The organism is Streptomyces antarcticus (genome assembly GCF_026627255.1).
Classification (GTDB): Bacteria; Actinomycetota; Actinomycetes; order Streptomycetales; family Streptomycetaceae; genus Streptomyces; species Streptomyces antarcticus.
Genome location: NZ_JAPNLM010000006.1, coordinates 267,424 through 284,834, shown reverse-complemented (window position 1 = coordinate 284,834; position 17,411 = coordinate 267,424). Strand labels below are relative to the sequence as shown.

Genomic DNA, 17,411 nt, shown 5'->3' with positions numbered 1-17,411 from the left:
GTACGGGACCCCGGAAGCCACCAAAAGCCGCGTCTCACTCGGTGTGTTGTACAAAAACCGGGATCCTCGACGGGATTCGCCGGGCGCTCTCGCCCGTACGGTCGCCGGTGGTGGAGCATGGACCCACGCACAGCGACGGAGGGGGTCGGTGTCCATGGCCGAAGCGGTACCGGTGCGCTGCCCGGTGTGCCTGCGGGAGAACGGCTTCACCGCCCCGGTCTTCCCCTGCGCCTGCGGGAGCCCGGTCACCCCGCCCCTCGATCTGACGGCTCCGCCCGAGCCGCTGGCCCACCGCACCTGGGCGGACAGCTGGGTGACGGTGCGGTGCGCGGCCTGCGGGCGGGAGGGCGAGTGGCCGCGGCCCGAGCTGGGGTGCTGCTCGTGCGGCACGGTGGTCCGGATCCCCGTGATCCCCGTACGTCCGCCGCGGGCGGCGGACACCAGCGGCCCGGCCGGTACCGGCGGCCCGGCCGGTCAGCCGGGGCCCGGGGCGCGGCGGGATCCGCGACGCGACGGGCGCCCGGCGCACATACCGCTGCCGCCGACCGCCCCGCTGCCGCGGCCCGCGTTCCGCCCGGTGACCATCCGTACGGCCCGCGACGCGGTGGCCACGGCCGCGCTGTACCTGCGCTGGCTCGGCTTCCAGGACGTACGGCAGCCCGACGCGCGGCCCGTACCGGCGGTGGCGGTGGACCTGCGGGCTCCGGGGCTGGTCGCGCAGGTGGACCCGACCACGGCGCCGGCCGGGCTGCGGGCGGTGGAGTGCGTCTGGCTGACCGGCCTCACGGCCTCGGCGACCAGCGTCTACTTCTCGCTCGCCGGGTACACGGAGGACGCCCGCAGCCGCGCGGACGACCTCGGGATCCCGCTGTTCGTGATGGACCTCACCGGCGTACCGCAGCCGGTCAACGACCCGGCGGACGAACTGATCGGCACGGGGGCCTAGGCTCGGAGGCGTTGACCATCACGTGCCAGCCTTCCCGCCGAGGAGTGCCAGATGAGCCTGTACGACATCCCGCTGACGACCCTGTCCGACGAGCCCACGAGCCTCGCGGCCCACAAGGGCAAGGCGATCCTGCTGGTGAACACGGCCTCGCAGTGCGGGCTCACCCCGCAGTACTCGGGGCTGGCCCGCCTGCAGTTCGCGTACGAGGCGAAGGGCTTCACCGTCGTCGGCGTGCCCTGCAACCAGTTCGGCGGCCAGGAGCCCGGTAACGCCGAGGACATCCAGACGTTCTGCGCGGCCGGCTTCGGCGTCACCTTCCCCATGATGGAGAAGTCCGACGTCAACGGCGAGAACCGGCACCCCCTCTACCAGGAGCTGGTGAAGACCCCGGACGCCGAGGGAGAGGCCGGCGACGTCCAGTGGAACTTCGAGAAGTTCCTCATCTCCCCCGCCGGCGAGGTCGTGGCCCGCTTCCGCCCGCGCACCGAGCCCGAGGCTCCCGAGGTCGTGGCGGCGATCGAGGCGCACCTGCCGGCGTAACGACGGCGGTGCCCGTACGGCGGCCCGTACGGCGGCCGAGCCCGAACGGCGGGGGAGCCGTACGGCGTCCCGTACGGGCCCGCGGCTCAGGTGGTCGGCCCGTACGGGCCCGCGCGGCTCAGGTCAGGTCGGCCTCGTCGTACTCCCCCGCCGAGCCGGCCGCCGTCAGCTCCCGCAGCTCCACCCGGCGGATCTTGCCTGAGACCGTCTTGGGGAGCTCCCCGAACTCGATCCGGCGGATCCTCTTGTACGGGGACAGCACCGCGCGGGAGTGCTCGAACAGCGCCCGGGCCGTATCCGGCCCGGCCTCCCAGCCGGCGGCGAGCGTGACGTACGCCTTCGGCACGGCCAGGCGCAGCGCGTCCGGGGCCGGCACGACGGCCGCCTCGGCGACGGCATCGTGCTCCAGCAGGGCGCTCTCCAGCTCGAACGGGCTGATCTTGTAGTCGGAGGCCTTGAAGACGTCGTCGGAACGCCCGATGTAGGTGAGGTACCCGTCGGCGTCGCGCGCGGCGATGTCCCCCGTGCGGTAGAGCCCGTCCGCCATCGCCTCGGCGGTGCGCTCCGGGTCGTCGCGGTAGCCGGTCGTCACCCCGGCGGGCCGGGTCCGCAGGTCGACGCACAGCTCGCCCTCGTCGGGGGACTCCTTGCCGGTGACCGGGTCCAGCAGCACGATCGTGTATCCGGGCGCCGGGCGGCCCATGGAGCCGGGCTTGACCGGGACCCCGGGGAAGTTGCCGACCTGGAGGGTGGTCTCGGTCTGGCCGAACCCGTCGCGGATGGTGACGCCCCAGGCCTCGCGGACCTTCTCGATGACCTCCGGGTTGAGCGGCTCGCCGGCGGCGACGGCCTCGCGCGGGGGCCGGGCCAGCCCGGTCAGATCGGACTGGATCAACATCCGCCACACCGTGGGCGGGGCGCAGAAGGTGGTCACGCCGTGCCGGTCCATCTCGCCCATCAGCCGCTCGGCGTCGAAGCGGGCGTAGTTGTGGACGAAGACGGTCGCGCCGGCGTTCCAGGGGGCGAAGAGGTTGGACCAGGCGTGCTTGGCCCAGCCGGGCGAGGCGATGTTGAGGTGGACGTCGCCGGGGCGCAGGCCGAGCCAGTACATGGTGGAGAGGTGCCCGATGGGGTACGAGGCGTGCGTGTGCTCGACGAGCTTGGGGCGGTCGGTGGTGCCGGAGGTGAAGTACAGCATCAGCGGGTCGGTGGCGAGGGTCTCGCCGTCGGGGGTGAAGGGGTCCCGGGAGGCGTACATGTCCGCGAGCCGGCGCCAGCCGGCCGGGGCGTCCGGGCCGGCTGCGATCCGGGTGTAGGTGCCGGGCACCGCGTCGAACTTGGCCGTGTCCTCGGTGCGCGCGACGACGTGCCGCACGCGGCCCCGCTCGATCCGGTCGTGCAGGTCGGCCGCGCCGAGCAGCGGGGTGGCGGGGATGACCACGGCGCGCAGCTTCATCGCGCCGAGCATGACCTCCCACAGCTCGCGCTGGTTGCCGAGCATGACCAGCAGCCGGTCGCCCGGGGCTACGCCCTGGTCGCGGAGCCAGTTGGCGGCGGCGTCGGACCGTACGGCCAGTTCCGCGAAGGAGAGGGCTTCGCTGCTGCCGTCCTCCTCGACGATGCGCAGGGCGTCGGCGTCGTTGCCCGCGGCGATGTGGTCGAACCAGTCCAGGGCCCAGTTGAAGCGGTGGGGGCGGGGCCAGGTGAAGCCGGTGCGGGCGGCCTCGTAGTCCCCCCGGCGCTCGAGCAGGAAGTCCCGCGCGGCCAGGAACTGGGCGGTGGCGCTGTTCTGCCTACGGTCCGTGCTGTCGCTCGTCATGAAGGCATCGTGCCGCGTTCGCCGTGGGGACCACCAGAGCAGCGTCAGCCGTGGATTGACCCGAAGCGCACGGAGGCGCTCCCGCCCTCCCCCATGGCGGCGACCAGCAGCTCCGCTTCGGCGGCGATCTCCACCTTCTCCGCGGCCGAGGCCTTCCGGAAGAGTTCGACGGTGACGGCGGCCCCCTCCGTCTTCCCCTCCGCCCCCCTCTCCATCTTCCACAGCCCGGCCAGGAACCCGTCGACGAGCAGGGTGCAGTGGGCCTGGTTGCCGGTCCACGTACGCCCCTTGATCGCGGGGTCGACGACGCGGGAGCGGTCGGCGTGCGAGAGGAGGAGGTTGTCGAACTCCGGGAGGAAGCGGGGCGGCGCCGGGGTGCCGGGGTCGGGGCGGGGTGCGTCGGGCAGGTCGAACAGCTCCACGCCGTTCTCGTCCTGGAACACGTCCAGTTCCGGCCGCAGCCGCTCGAAGGCGTCCTTCAGGCGGGTCAGGCCGGCCCAGAGCTGCATGTCCTTGCCGGAGGCGGGCCCGAAGGCGGCGAGGTAGCGCCGTACGACGTCGTCCACGGGCTGCGCCGGGGCGGCGGGCCTGCCGAGCCAGCTCTCGACGGTGGTGAGCCGCACCTGGCCGCTGCGCCCCCATACCCCGCGGGGCGTGACCTGGACCAGGGGCAGCAGGCACCGGGCGGCGACGGACAGCGACTGCGGGTCGGCGTCCGGCCAGTGCCGGAGCAGTTCCCCCCGGATCTCCCCCATCGTGCGGGGCTCGGCCTCGACGAAGACCCGGGAGCGCTCGGCGAGGGAGTCGAGGTCGACCCCGACGAGGCCCTTGCGGAAGTACGCGACCTCCCGGTCCCGGGCGGGCTGGACGAGGGGCCGCAGCGTCAGGGCGTCGTGCGCGGTGTGCGTGTGGATCGTGGAGCGCATGGTGACCATGCGGACCACGTCGCGGGACTCCATCAGCCCGGCCAGCTCGGCGGGGCGGAACCCGGCGAGGCGGGCGTGGAGCTGGAAGTAGGGGGGCTTCACGTTCTGCGCCTGAAGCCCGAGGAGGTGACCGACCGCGTCCCGCGCGGACATCTCGGCGCGGCTCAGCAGCAACTGACGGGCGAGCGTGGCACGGTTCAGTGCGCGGGTGTCGAGCACGGGGTGCGTCGTCCTGGAGGCCATGCCCTCACGCTAACCCTGCTTGCGGACAGCATCTGTCCGCAAGCTGACGATCTAGAAGGCGGGGGCGGGAACGGATACGGGCACGACTACGACTACGACCACGAGCACGAACAGCCAGAACCAGATTCCAGAAACACCAGAGACCGAAAAGCCGACAAGGGAGCGGGCCCCGAAACCGAACACCAACAGACACGGACAAACCCAAATGCACGCTTCCCCCAGATATCCTGCCCCTTGCCTGTAAACACACGTTCGACCGGGAGCTGACCTGCGATGCCGGAGCGCCCAGACCACGGCCCGACCCCGTCCGACGCCAAGCGCACGGGCTGGCGCCGCACCGCCGCACCACCGGCCACGCCCCCGGCGAACCCGCCGGCAGCCCCCCGGCCGGCGCCCCCGGCCCCACCGCCCGCGGATCACCGCAGCGTGGTCGACTCGGCCGTCTACCGCGACGGCCGCCGCATCGCCTCCCCCATCACCCTGGCCGACACCTTCCGCCAGCTGCGCGAGGAACCCGACGGCATGGCCTGGATCGGCCTGCACCGTCCCACCGAATCCGAACTGCACTCCCTGGCGGCCGAGTTCAACCTTCACGAACTCGCCGTCGAGGACGCCTTGGAGGCCCACCAACGCCCCAAGCTGGAGCGCTACGGCAGCACCCTCTTCGTCGTCCTGAGGGCCGCCCGCTACCTCGACGCCCAGGAAGAGGTCGAGTTCGGCGAACTCCACGTCTTCGTCGGCCCGGACTTCCTGATCACCGTCCGCCACGGCGCCGCCCCGGACCTCTCCCGGGTCCGCCGCCGCATGGAGCAGACCCCGGAACTCCTCTCCCTCGGCCCAGAGGCCGCCCTGTACGCCATCCTCGACGCGGTCGTGGACGGCTACGCCCCGGTCGTCGAGGGCGTCCAGACGGACATCGACGAGATCGAGACGGAGGTCTTCCGAGGCGACCCGTCGGTCTCCCGCCGGATCTACGAACTCTCCCGCGAGACAGTCGAGTTCCAACGGGCGACCCGCCCCCTGGTCGGCATGCTCCACAGCCTGATGGCAGGCTTCGCGAAGTACCGCACGGACGAGGAACTCCAGCGCTACCTCCGCGACGTGGCGGACCACGTCACCCACACCAGCGAGCGCGTCGACGGCTTCCGCCAGGCCCTCACCGAGATCCTCACGGTGAACGCGACCCTGGTCTCCCAACAGCAGAACGCAGAAATGCGAGCCCTGGCCGAAGCCGGCTTCGAACAGAACGAGGAGATCAAGAAGATCTCCTCCTGGGCCGCCATTTTGTTTGCTCCCACACTCGTCGGAACCATCTACGGCATGAACTTCGAGTCCATGCCCGAGTTGGGGTGGACCTTCGGATACCCCCTTGCGATCTGCCTCATGGGGATGGTTTGCATCAGTTTGTACGTAATTTTCAAGCGCCGGGACTGGCTCTAAGCCTCTCGCATCACGCTCAGTCATCCTTCGCACTTCGCTTTCGCATCACTCACAGATCGACCCAGAAGCGGCCGTGGGGGGTCCCTGGGGGGAATGGATGCGGGTGATCTCCTCGCCCTGCCCCGGCAAGCCTGTGACCAGCCCGCGCGCAGGCGTCGGCGACCTCGGCGACCAGCCGCCAGTAGACGTACATGAACTCCACCAGGCCGCGGTGATCCAGGAACTCGTCCCGGAACAGCAAATCGACCATCGCCGCGGCGGGCATCGCACCGTGCTCGGCCAAGGCCTGGCGCATCTCCTCTACTTCGCGCGCCCGTCGCTTCGCCCCGTCCAGCGACATGATCCGATCGCACACGTACTGCGCCAGCTCCATCAGCACGCCGACGGGGTCGATGACGAAGGTGACTGTCGGCTTGCCGTCCGTCTCGTAAGCAGGCTCACCGAAGCGCACAGAGCCGGCGCACACCTTCCCCCGGCGCGTTTCGAAGACCAGCGCGCCGAGCGGATCATCTGTGGCAGGCAGCACGTGGGACACGACCAGCATGACCGAGCCCGAGGCCTCCGCCGCCTCCCGCCACCCTGGCGGCCTTTCCGGGTCGAGGTCGTGCACGAAGTGGGCACCGTCAGGGTCGAGGACGGACAGCACACCTTCTTCGTCTTGCATGACACACCAACGGGGTGCGAGAGGGTGACTGAACGGCAATTCGTCCAGTGACAGGAGCGCTGGGAGGCCCCGCGCGTACGCGCGGGTGAACAGGCTGCCTCCCACCCCGCCACCCGTGGTGAACGGGCTGATGCCGGCCAGACCGACGGCCAGGCCGGCATGCCGGACACCCTCCACATCGGCGATGAACGCCCACCCGGTGACCTCCCGTGACAGTCGCACGCCATCCCCCTTCGCGCCGCCGGTCATCGACAGGCTCAACGGTGGCACAGACAACGGCTGGACCAGCCCGCTTCCCGGGCACGGGAAGGTGATCTCAAGGGCGACAACGTGCGCGCCACGCTGTGCGCTCGTCCTTACCGCCGGCCTCCCGGGCGTCAGGCCGGACGCAACGCCCCACGGGCGGGCCGACCGTGGCGGTGGCGGTCGCGCGTTGCTTTCGGGAAGCGGGGCACGTCAGCATCGGTCCGTGAGTGACAACGGGGATGACATATCAGGGCCTGAACGGGTGTCGAGGCTTCTGGAGTTGACCGATTGGCCCGCTTCGGAGGAGGCGGCCGCACCGAACGCGGCCTCCGTACCGGCGGGAGAGCCGTCGGCGGATGACACGTTGGCTACCGCGAGGCGTGGGTTCGCCCGGCTGCTGGGCGAATTCCGGCGCACGGCGGTGCTCGTTCCGTTCGACCCTTACGGAAGTCTGTGGACGGCCGACCGGGACGGTGTGCGCTGGATTTGCGCGTTCTCGGACGAGGCGGCCCTGGCCCGCTTCGCCCGTGCGCAAGGCGACGGCGCGCGGGAGTGGACCTACCGGACGGTTCTGGGCGCACGGCTGCTGGACGTGATGGTGCCGATGGCGCCGGTACCGGCAGGCGTGGCGCTCGACGCCGGCAGCGAGGACGGCATGTTGTTCCCGCCGGTCGAGGGCATCGTTCCCGACGCGGCGGCAGTGGATCTCGGGGAGACGCGATGAGCGGGAACGAGCCCGGCCTGGAAGCGCCGGCGTGGGCGCTGGTCGCGATCGCACGGGGCATCAACAAGGCTCACGCCGAGCTGAAGGAGCTCGGCACGATCGGTGAGGCGTCGACCGGACGTGGTTTCTCCGACCTCGCGCTGTCGGGGCTGGAGTTGGGGCACGACGGCCTGACGTCCGAGTTCGAGCAGTTCTGCAAGCGGTGGGAGTGGGGCGTGCGGGCGCTCACCCTGCGCGGAAACGTCTTCGCGCAGGGCGTGGGTCTGTCGGCGGGTTCGTTCGCCGAACAGGACCAGTACGTCAAGGACTCGTTCAAGATCGGCGTCAACTCCCTCAACGGCAATCCCCACCTGTCGGAGGACGAGGTCAAGGAGATGAGCTGGTCCAAGGTCCGGGACCAGCACATGTGGGACGGTGCCGACTGGAGCGGGGAATCGTTCTCCGAAGCCCACACGGAGGTCGAGCAGACCTGGAAGAACACGACGTACGACGTCATGGACGCGCAGATGGACTCCATGGAGCGCTCCGGCCTCATCGACCCGGCTGTCCGGGACCGGCTGGACGAACAGCTGAAGGACGACCTGGATCCCTCCCGGCAGATCATCGAGCAGGCCGAGCAGCCTCGCTGGGGGGAGAACCGCTGATGGTGGACTTCGGTGGCCTGACCGACAGGTTGATCGACAAAGTCGACAGCGGGATCGACAAGGGCAAGGAACTGCTGGGTGAGGGAGTCGACTGGGCCACCGACAAGGCCGGCGACGCCCTGGAAACGGTCGGCGCGGACGACTGGGCGGACGCGGTCGAGGACTGGGGCGACGAGACCGCCTCTTCGCTCGGCGCGAAGGTGGGCGAGCAGCAGCTCGGGCAGACCGAGGAGGCCAATGAGCTGATCCATGGAAACCCGGCGAGGATCGCCTCGACCGTGAGCCACCTTCGGGACTTCCAGGCGGCGTTTGACCTGGTCGGCGACGGTATGAAGCAGCTCGATGCCAGCAACTGGCAGGGCGCGGCCGCCAATGCCTTCCGGGAGGAGTTCGCCACGCTGCCGACGGACTGGCTCCGGGCGGCCGACGCGTTCGAGGACGCGGCCAAGACCCTGGAGGCGTACTCCAAGGCGATCACCACCGCACAGGGGAAGGCCAAGGAGGCCGTCGCCCTGTACAAGGAAGGTGACAGCGACTCCAAGACGGCCGCCGACGCGTACAACAAGAAGGTCCATGCCTACAACGCCGCTCGGACCGGCCCCAGCCCGCTACCGGACCCGGGCGAGTTCACCGACCCGGGCCAGTCCAAGCGCGCCCATGCCCGCGAGATCCTGACCGACGCCCGGCGCGCGCGCAACGAGGCCGCCGAATCGGCGAAGAGCGCTGTCGCGGCGGCGATGACGTACGCGCCGAAGGAACCCACAGGCCGCGACAAGCTCAAGAACGAGTTCATCGACCAGAGCCTGAGCGTGGGCGTGGAAGGCCTTCACCTGGCCGGCGGAATCGTCAAGGGAGGCGCCGGCCTGGTCAACTTCGTCCGGTCGGTCAATCCCCTGGACCCTTACAACCTGACCCACCCGGCCGAGTTCTACAAGGGCATCAACACGACACTCGCCGGCCTCGTCTCCACCGCGGCCAACCCCGACCGCGCGCTGAAGAACGCCTGGGAGGCCGCAAAGGGCGACCCGATGGAGTTTTTCGGGCGCCTCATCCCCGAGGCCATCGGCACCAAGGGGGCAGGCGTCGTGCGAGGCGGCTTGCGGGCCGGCTTGCGGCCCGGGCAGTTGGCCGACGGTGACAGGCCGTCAGGCTCGCGCGGAGATCACGAGAAGAATCCCGACAGCAACGGCAAGCGGTGCGGCGACACGGTCTGCAAGAAGGACCCGATCGACATCGCCACCGGACGCATGCTTCTGCCCCAGACGGACGTCACCCTCCCGGGCTCCATGCCCTTGGTGTTCCGGCGGACCTTCGACTCCGCCCGTCGCTCCGGCCGTTGGTTCGGCCCGACGTGGTCGTCCACGGTCGATCAGCGTCTGGACATCGACTCCGAGGGGGTCGTCTTCAGCTGCGACGAGGGCAGCCTGCTCGCTTACCCCCATCCCGCGCCCGGTGTACCGGTCGTGCCCACCCACGGACGGTTGTGGCCACTCGACCGGGTCGACGCCGGGTACACGATCACCGACCCCGACACGGGCACGGTCCGGCACTTCGCCGACCACGGTGACACCTGCGCGCTCCTGACGCAGATCGACGACCGCAACGGCCGCTGGATCACCTTCGAGTACGACGAGCACGGCGCACCGACATCGATCGTTCACCACGGCGGCTACCACCTGAAGCTGGAAACCGCCGACGGCAGGGTCACCGCTCTTCGTCTGGCGGGTGCGTCCCCTGACGGCAAGGACGCGGAGATCGTGCGCTACGGATACGTCGAGGGGAGGCTGGGCGAGGTCTTCGACTCCGTCGGCCGCCCGTTGCTCCACGGCTACGACGACCACGGCCGCATCACCTCATGGACCGACTCCAACGGCAGCCGTTTCGTCTACGAGTACGACGACCAGGACCGCTGCACGTACCAGGCGGGTGTGAACGGCCACCTCGAAACCCGTTTCACCTGGGACGGCACCGATCCCGAAACCGGCCTTCGCGTCACCGCGCTCACGGACGGCCTGGGCAACACCGAACGTTTCGTCGTCAACGGCCGGTCCCAGGTCGTCGCCGAGATCGACGCCCTGGGAGCGGTCACCCGCTTCGAGTACGACCGGCGTGACCGCCTACTCGCCCGCACCGACCCCCTCGGCCAGGTCAGCCGGTACACCTACGACGCACACGGGCGGCTCACGGCGGTCGAACGACCGGACGGCCGGCAGTCGCGTGCCGAGTACGACGCGCTGGGAATGCCGGTGCGCATCATCGGCACGGACGGCAACGTGACGCGCCAGACCTTCGACGCGCGGGGAAACCGGACGTCCGTCACCGATCCGTCAGGGGCGACGACCCGCTTCGGCTACGACGAGGCGGGCAACCTCGAAGTGATCACGGACGCCCTCGGCCGGAGCACCACCGTGTGGCGGGACAAGGCGGGGCTGCCCGTCACCGTCACCGATCCACTGGGGGCGATTACGCGGTACGAACGCGATGCCTTCAACCGCCCCGTCGCGATAACCGACCCGCTCGGAGCGACCGTCCACCTGCGATGGGGAGCGGAGAACAGGCTGTCGACCCGTACGGAAGCCGACGGTACCCAGCAGTCGTGGACCTATGACGGCGAGGGAAACTGCGTCGGTCACAGGGACGCGATGGGAGGCGTCTCGACCTACGAGTACACCGACTTCGACCTCCTGATTGCGCGCACCGGGCCGGACGGCGTGCGCTACGAGTTCACCCACGACACGAACCTGCGACTCACCCAGGTCACCAACCCGCAGGGCCTGACGTGGAACTACGCGTACGATCCGGTCGGCCGACTCATATCCGAGACGGACTTCGATGGCCGGACGCTCTCCTATTCCTACGACGCTGCCGGCCGTCTCGTCACCCGGACGAACGGACTCGGCCAGCGCGTCCGGTACGAACACAACGAACTCGGCCAGGTCCTTCGCAAGGACGCCGCGGGTGCGGTCACCACGTACGAGTACGACATCTTCGACGAACTCGCCGTGGCCGCGGCTCCCGACGCCGTGACGACCCGGTTGCGCGACCGCTTCGGGCGGGTCGTATCCGAGACGGTGAACGGCCGCACACTCGATTTCACCCACGACGCCCTGGGGCGCCGGACCGGCAGGACGACCCCGAGCGGGGTACGCAGCACCTGGGCGTACGACGCGGCCGGTCGACGGTCGGAGCTCACCACCTCCGGCCGCACCTTGACGTTCGAGCACGACGCGGCCGGCCGTGAACTCACGCGCCACATCGGCCAGACCCTCACTCTCCGGCACCAGTTCGACGTGCGGGGGCGGCTCGCCGATCAGCAGATCAGTGGTGGGGGCGGCGTCCTTCAGCGCCGCGCGTACACCTATCGCGCGGACGGCAACCTGTCCGCAGTCGACGACCGGCTCTCCGGCAGCCGCAGCTTCGACCTCGACGAGGCGGGGCGGGTCACCGCGGTCCACGCGGCGAACTGGACCGAGCGCTACGCCTACGACGAAGCCGGCAACCAGACCGAGGCCTCCTGGCCCCGCACCCACCCGGTCCAAGAGGCAACCGGAAGCCGGTCCTACACCGGTACTCGGATCACCCGGGCCGGGAACGTGCGCTACGAGCACGATGCGCAAGGGCGCGTCGTCCTGCGCCAGAAGACCCGGCTGTCACGCAAGCCGGACACGTGGCGCTACGAGTGGGACGCCCAGGACCGGCTCGTCATGGTGACGACACCGGACGGTGCGGTATGGCGCTACTTGTACGACGGACTGGGCCGCCGCATCGCGAAGCGACGCCTCGCCGCCGACGGCCGGAGCGTTCTGGAGCAGGTGTCCTTCACCTGGGACGCCACCATCCTCTGCGAACAGACGACCGAATCGCAGGACCTGCCGCATGCCGTGACACTCACCTGGGACCACAGCGGCCTCCGGCCGCTGGCCCAGACGGTGCGGCTCTTCCGGGCGGACGCCCCGCAGGAGGCTATCGACGAGCGTTTCTTCGCGATAGTCACCGATCTCGTCGGCACACCGCGCGAACTCATCGATGAGTCGGGAACACTTGCCTGGCGGGCCCGCGGCACGCTGTGGGGAACGACGGCCTGGGCGGCGTCGAGCACGACCTACACCCCCCTTCGATTCCCCGGTCAGTACTTCGATCCGGAAACCGGCCTGCACTACAACTTCCACCGCCACTACGACCCGGAGGCGTGCCGCTACCTCAGTGTGGACCCGCTCGGTCTGGGTCCGGCGCCCAATGCCACGGCCTATGTCCACAACCCACTGACATGGGCGGACCCGCTGGGGCTTTCCCCCTGCCCGCAGGTCGACCCCATCTCCCAGAACATCGCGGACCATTCCCGGAAGCGGTTCAACGATCCGGGCGGCTTCGAACACTACGTGAAGGACGTCGACCCGAAGGCCTTGGAGTTCTACGTCGACGGGGTCATCAACGGGGACGTGCCCACGGTGCTGCAACCGAAGTTCCTGGAACGGGGCCGAGTGGCGTACTGGGACACGGACAAGAACGCCGTGGTCATCGAGGAGGGGGACAAGGGTACGGTCTTCACACCGAAGGAAGGGAAGACGTACTTCGATGAGCTGGAATGACGGGATGAGGCATCAGGAAGTGCGCAGCAGTACGCCCGACGTGACGATGACCGCGCAGCAGTTCAAAATCGTCTTCCAGGTGACGAAGGAGTTCGGCAGCATCCCCGAGGAGCGACTGGCGGCGGCCGGGATCCCGCCGCACTGCTCCGTCGACGTCCTGGAGTTGGCACGCGACATCAAGAAGAGCGTTGCCGTCGGCCCGGTGGATGTGCGCATCGTCTCGCCGGACTTCCCGGACGGGCGAACCCTGCGCGTTTCGGGCCCAGCGGAAGCGGGAGACGGGACGGAAGCCCGCAGGGAATTCCCTGCCGCGACCGCGAGGTGCTGGCGGCCATTGATCGGCTTGGCGGTCGAATCGCTGGGCGCGGAGGAGTTGCGGTTCAGGACCGGGTACAGCGGGGACGAGGTCGATTCGGCCTCGGCGCTGCTCGACGGCCTGTTCGCCACCTGATCGGCCCGGTCGTCGGAGGTTTGATCACGGCGGTGGAGACACCCGGGGCGCGAGAACGCCTCAACCGGGCCGTGGAGGAGCTCCGCGCGTGCCTGCGCCTAGGCTGCGCCACAGCCCTGGGCGTCGGGGAGCGCAGCGGTTGTCCCCTGTGAACGAGCAGCCGTACCCAGTCAGGAGCTACCGCCAAGCGATTGACGGCCACCTACTCCTGCCTCGCTGCCGCTACGTCGCGCAGCCGGTCACGCCAGGCGGTTCGCGGTCCCGACCAGAGGCGATCCGTCTTCAGAGGCAGTCGCGGCTGGGGAGAACCTGGGGAGAACGAAGCCCCGTTGGGGAGCGGCTGGGGAGGATCGGCCGTACAAACGGGCAGCACGGTGAAAGGGACGGAAAGGCTGATCGCCGCAGATCAGAGGGCCTCTCCGGGCGATTTCCGCAGGTCAGCGGTGTGAGGGTGGCGACTTCAAGAAGATCTCCTCGTGGGCTGCCATTTTGTTTGCTCCCACACTCGTCGGAACCATCTACGGCATGAACTTCGAGTCCATGCCTGAGTTGGGTTGGAGCTTCGGATACCCCCTTGCGATCTGCCTCATGGGGATGGTTTGCCTCAGTTTGTACGTAATTTTCAAGCGGCGCGACTGGCTCTAAGCCCCCTCTCATCACACTCAGTCATCATTCGCACTTCACTTTCGCATCGCTCACAGATCGCCCCAGAAGCGGCCGTGGGGAGTCCCTGGGGGGAATAGATGCTGAAATCGTTGCCGGTCGCAAGCGACCACCGTCCGTCTCGCGGCCGCATCGGAGATCCCGTATCGCACGTCTACTGTCCCTGTCGGCGTCAGGTGGGGCCACGACCGCCGGAGCCGTCGACGGTGTCCGGATCCAAAGACAAGCCCTCAGGCGCGTACTCGGGCAGCGTTGCCCACACCGGGCATCACCAACTCAAGATGTCGATGGGAGTCCACTCGTGCTCCAGGATCGAGTCTCGCCAGGCTCCGTGAACGAAGACGTGATCGCGGATCCGCCCGTCCGCGGTCATGCCCGCTCGCAGGAGGGTGCGCGCGGGTGCCTCGTTGAGCGGCGAGCGCGCAGCCCCTATGCGGTGCAGACCCAGGCTCGGGGCCGTGCCGGCCCGGAACTCCGGTCCGTTCACGCCGCAGGAGCGCGAGTTGCTCCGACTGCTGTGGCAGAGGACGACTACGACGACATCAGTGGGCCGCTGTTCGGATCCGTCTTCCTGGCAGCCGTCTCCGGACAGGCAGTCTCCTACTGCGTCCGCGGGTTGCCCTTCTTCGGACCGGTCCGACTCCCGAACTGGCCACGAGGTTCTTGGCCTGAGCACACCCAGGGGACGTAGAGGGAAGCTCACTCGTCCAGGCGTTGCAGCGCGATGGCAATTGGATGCTGCGCGAGAGCGAGACCGTCCACCACCGCCTAGCAGTGCGGCTGGACCTCGGCAGTCAATTGCGGGTGCAGGTCCTGGAGCCATTACGTCAGGGAGAGCCCGGCGCCGTCGAGCCGGTGCTATCGACACACAGCTCTCGCACCCACCGCAGGCCGGGATCGACCCGTTCATGGACGGGCTGGGACGGACAGAACTTCGCCAATTGGTCGACACCTCACACAACGAGGAGCCCCGACTCTATGGCCCGAACAACCGCAAGAGTCCGATTTGGGCAGTTGAGCTTGGCCAAAATAATGCCGACCATGCGTTTAACTCCATGTTCAGAGATGCTCAGCGATCCAGCGACTTGCCGGTTACTTTGCCCCTCGGCAATCAGGCGCAGCACCTGGTGTTCACGTGCCGTCAGTGCAATCATCGACGCGCGCTTCGAGGTGGTGTCATCGCCTGCTTGGTCGGGTGCCATTACGGATCGTCGCACCAGAGTCGCCGACACATGAAATCGTCCAGCCTCCACGTCGACGATCGCTTCGCGCAGTGTCTCGGGACGGAGATCCGCCCAGTCCAGGAAACCGTTTGCATGATCGACCCAGGATTGCTCAACAACGTCTGCCGAATCCACCAGGACCAGTACATGCATGTTATGGATACGCAGCTTTTCAGCGATCTCGGCAGGTACAGGCTCCAAAGCGTCGCTGGATGAAATGATCAGCTGGCCGTTGCGGAATGTCGAGAGATCTTCGACAGCCGCGCTGAATTGCACTGTCCACCCGATGTCAATTGAACGAAGCATTCCCTCGATACTGTATCGACGAATGTCGTCTTGGATTATCAGCATGATCTGGAGTTTGGTATCGAGGGTGCCGGTCGGCACCGCGATCTCAGTTTGCAACGGGGATCGCCCAACCCACGGGGAAGCTCGGCCGTCACGTGTATCGACACTGCTCAAGCTCGGTTGCCACGTCAACCTGTCGTTCACGCTACCCATATAAGCGATCCCCCATTTCCCCACGTAAAATCTCAAGGGTCCGACCCCTGCAGGTGAAAGGCCCGACCCAGATAGATGAGCATGGCACCGAGTTGCGGGGACTGTCCACCCCGGAATAGGGCCTGTCCCGTAATCCCACGAGGCTGAGGGTCACGCCGGGTCCGGGCCGGTTCCGATGCACCGGCCGAACGAAGCGAACGCCCGAGGTCCCTGGCGAGGATGCGTGGGTGGCGCCGCCACCACCACAGGTCGGGGCCGGGCAGCCTGTGGAACTGATCGAGTGCATGGCCGTCGTCGTCGATGGTCATGGCCTCGTACTGGTCGTCCAGAGCTTTGATCCGCGGTCCAGAGCTGGACGACGTGGTCCAGCAGAAGCCACACCTCGCGCAGCTAGTTCGTCCGCCAGCCACGCCGGTGCAACAGCTCTCGCACCTCGGCTTCAGTACGGGTGTGAGGCTCTGGTCCGTGCCCGCGTCGAGCCGATAGACGAGCGGATCCCGCGACGGCCGAGCCGAGGTAGCTCGGAGATCATTTACGGGACGCCCCTCAGCCTCGCATGTGGCTGGGGAGCGGACCCCTGGCGTACGGAAACGGCATCTGCCGGATCCGTACGAACCGTTCGTCGAGTACGTGACTGCCCGGCTCGCCCGAGGACCGCACTTGGGGGCGCAGACGTTGATGGACGAACTGGAACCGCTGAGGTTTCCCCTTGTCGTATCAGTCGCGACTGGCAGCCGAGCCGTACAACAGCCGTCGATATATGTCGTGTGAGTACGACTACTTCGCCACCGTGAAGCAGTCGGCCGGGTCAAGGGCATTGAGCACGATCCACCGCTGCGGCAATGCCGCGGTGGGGCCACGGGCGGTGAGGCGGCGAAGCCTTGTCCCGTAACTGCCGGTAACGCGTGAGATGATCTTGCGGTGGCTGGTGTGATCACGGCGTCGGAGCCGTCCTGGATAGCCCCGTTCACGGGGCTGAGCCCGCGCTGCTTCGGAAAGCTGGTGACCGTGCTGCGGCGTGAGGGTGCGGACGCGGTCCGCAAGGGCCGGCCGTGGAGCCTTCCTCTGGAGGACCGTGCACTGCTCGTCGCGGCGTACTGGCGGACCGACCTGACCATGCGCCAGCTCGCTCCGCTGTTCGGGGTGTCCAAGTCGGCGGCGGACCGCATCATCGACCACCTCGGGCCGATGCTCGCGCTCCAGCCCCGCAAACGGTTTGCCAAGGACACCGTGCTCATCGTGGACGGCACCCTGGTCCCCACCCCCGACCCCACCCCCGACCACACCATCGCCGCACAGTCGAAGAACTACCGGTCCTCCACCGACCACCAGGTCGTCATCGACGCCGACACCCGCCTGGTCGTCGTGGTCGGCCGATCCCTCGCCGGAAACGGCAACGACTGCAAGGCATCGGAAGAATCCGGCGCCAAAGCCCCTGTCGGCACGACCATGACCATCGCCGACGGCGGCTACCCGGGCACCGGGCTCGTCATGCCGCACCGCCGACGCAAAGGCGAAGAACTGCCCGACTGGAAGCAGGCCCGCAACAAGTCCCACAAGCAAGCACGCGCCCGCGTCGTGCACGTCTTCGCCCGCGTGAAGACCTGGAAGGCCCTCCGCGACTGCCGCCTCAAGCGCGCCGGAGTCCACCACGCCATGCTCGGCATCGCCCGCATGCACGACCTCGCCCTCGCCCTCGCCCTCGCCGGATAAACGACCGGCCCGACCACGACCGCCCGGCCCCCGGCGACTCAGAGATCACTTACGGGACAAGCCTGAGCAGCCCCATGCG

At 68.6% G+C, this 17,411-nt stretch carries 12 protein-coding genes and 1 pseudogene; 9 read left to right on the top strand and 4 right to left on the bottom strand.

Annotated features, from left to right (window positions below):
* The first annotated feature begins 154 nt into the window (after nt 1–154).
* Nucleotides 155–946, top strand: a complete 792-nt coding sequence (locus OTB16_RS12720) for a hypothetical protein (protein WP_267720261.1) — start codon at nt 155–157, stop codon at nt 944–946.
* A 51-nt stretch (nt 947–997) separates the two neighbouring features.
* The gene (locus OTB16_RS12715) at nt 998–1,486 is read left to right on the top strand and encodes a glutathione peroxidase (protein ID WP_267720225.1); all 489 of its coding nucleotides are present in this window, start codon (nt 998–1,000) and stop codon (nt 1,484–1,486) included.
* Nucleotides 1,487–1,604: 118 nt separating this feature from the next.
* On the opposite strand, the gene OTB16_RS12710 is transcribed toward OTB16_RS12715, so the two are convergent.
* Nucleotides 1,605–3,305: an AMP-binding protein gene (locus OTB16_RS12710; protein WP_267720224.1), complete on the bottom strand. Its 1,701-nt coding sequence runs from the start codon at nt 3,303–3,305 to the stop codon at nt 1,605–1,607.
* Between the two features lie 44 nt (nt 3,306–3,349).
* Nucleotides 3,350–4,474 carry a winged helix DNA-binding domain-containing protein gene (locus OTB16_RS12705; protein WP_267720223.1) on the bottom strand — a complete coding sequence of 375 codons (1,125 nt, stop codon included), beginning with the start codon at nt 4,472–4,474 and terminating at the stop codon, nt 3,350–3,352.
* 273 nt (nt 4,475–4,747) lie between these two features.
* Between OTB16_RS12705 and OTB16_RS12700 the strand changes: the two genes are divergently transcribed.
* Nucleotides 4,748–5,914 carry a magnesium and cobalt transport protein CorA gene (locus OTB16_RS12700; protein ID WP_267720222.1) on the top strand — a complete coding sequence of 389 codons (1,167 nt, stop codon included), beginning with the start codon at nt 4,748–4,750 and terminating at the stop codon, nt 5,912–5,914.
* Between the two features lie 49 nt (nt 5,915–5,963).
* On the opposite strand, the gene OTB16_RS12695 is transcribed toward OTB16_RS12700, so the two are convergent.
* Nucleotides 5,964–6,839 (bottom strand): hypothetical protein, encoded by an 876-nt coding sequence (locus OTB16_RS12695; protein ID WP_267720221.1) that lies wholly within the window; start codon nt 6,837–6,839, stop codon nt 5,964–5,966.
* Between the two features lie 208 nt (nt 6,840–7,047).
* Between OTB16_RS12695 and OTB16_RS12690 the strand changes: the two genes are divergently transcribed.
* The 5 genes and pseudogenes from OTB16_RS12690 to OTB16_RS12670 form a co-directional block, all read left to right on the top strand.
* Entirely contained in the window at nt 7,048–7,548 is a 501-nt protein-coding gene (locus tag OTB16_RS12690) for an SseB family protein (RefSeq protein WP_267720220.1), read from the top strand.
* A complete protein-coding gene (locus OTB16_RS12685) occupies nt 7,545–8,192 on the top strand; it encodes a hypothetical protein (protein WP_267720219.1) in 648 nt (215 codons plus the stop codon). The genes OTB16_RS12690 and OTB16_RS12685 overlap by 4 nt, the downstream gene beginning before the upstream one ends.
* On the top strand, nt 8,192–12,781 hold the full coding sequence (locus OTB16_RS12680; protein ID WP_267720218.1) for a putative T7SS-secreted protein: 4,590 nt from the start codon (nt 8,192–8,194) through the stop codon (nt 12,779–12,781). The genes OTB16_RS12685 and OTB16_RS12680 overlap by 1 nt, the downstream gene beginning before the upstream one ends.
* Nucleotides 12,768–13,232, top strand: a complete 465-nt coding sequence (locus OTB16_RS12675; RefSeq protein ID WP_267720217.1) for a hypothetical protein — start codon at nt 12,768–12,770, stop codon at nt 13,230–13,232. Before OTB16_RS12680 ends, OTB16_RS12675 begins: the two co-directional genes overlap by 14 nt.
* 459 nt (nt 13,233–13,691) lie before the next feature.
* A pseudogene (locus OTB16_RS12670) lies at nt 13,692–13,877 on the top strand (CorA family divalent cation transporter); the annotation flags it as partial.
* Between the two features lie 971 nt (nt 13,878–14,848).
* Here OTB16_RS12670 and OTB16_RS12660 read toward each other — a convergent pair.
* A complete protein-coding gene (locus OTB16_RS12660) occupies nt 14,849–15,505 on the bottom strand; it encodes a response regulator transcription factor (RefSeq protein ID WP_267720216.1) in 657 nt (218 codons plus the stop codon).
* 1,035 nt (nt 15,506–16,540) lie between these two features.
* On the opposite strand from OTB16_RS12660, the gene OTB16_RS12655 reads away from it, so the two are divergent.
* Nucleotides 16,541–17,332, top strand: coding sequence for a transposase (locus OTB16_RS12655; protein ID WP_267720215.1), 792 nt, complete (start codon nt 16,541–16,543; stop codon nt 17,330–17,332).
* Nucleotides 17,333–17,411 lie beyond the last annotated feature (79 nt).

Excerpts from the sequence above, each read along its gene's own strand:
- OTB16_RS12705 (WP_267720223.1), bottom strand. The coding sequence starts at position 4,474 with ATGGCCTCCAGGACGACGCACCCCGTGCTCGACACCCGCGCACTGAAC.
- OTB16_RS12700 (WP_267720222.1), top strand. The coding sequence starts at position 4,748 with ATGCCGGAGCGCCCAGACCACGGCCCGACCCCGTCCGACGCCAAGCGC.
- OTB16_RS12715 (WP_267720225.1), top strand. The coding sequence starts at position 998 with ATGAGCCTGTACGACATCCCGCTGACGACCCTGTCCGACGAGCCCACG.
- OTB16_RS12675 (WP_267720217.1), top strand. The coding sequence starts at position 12,768 with ATGAGCTGGAATGACGGGATGAGGCATCAGGAAGTGCGCAGCAGTACG.
- OTB16_RS12720 (WP_267720261.1), top strand. The coding sequence starts at position 155 with ATGGCCGAAGCGGTACCGGTGCGCTGCCCGGTGTGCCTGCGGGAGAAC.
- OTB16_RS12680 (WP_267720218.1), top strand. The coding sequence starts at position 8,192 with ATGGTGGACTTCGGTGGCCTGACCGACAGGTTGATCGACAAAGTCGAC.
- OTB16_RS12710 (WP_267720224.1), bottom strand. The coding sequence starts at position 3,305 with ATGACGAGCGACAGCACGGACCGTAGGCAGAACAGCGCCACCGCCCAG.
- OTB16_RS12685 (WP_267720219.1), top strand. The coding sequence starts at position 7,545 with ATGAGCGGGAACGAGCCCGGCCTGGAAGCGCCGGCGTGGGCGCTGGTC.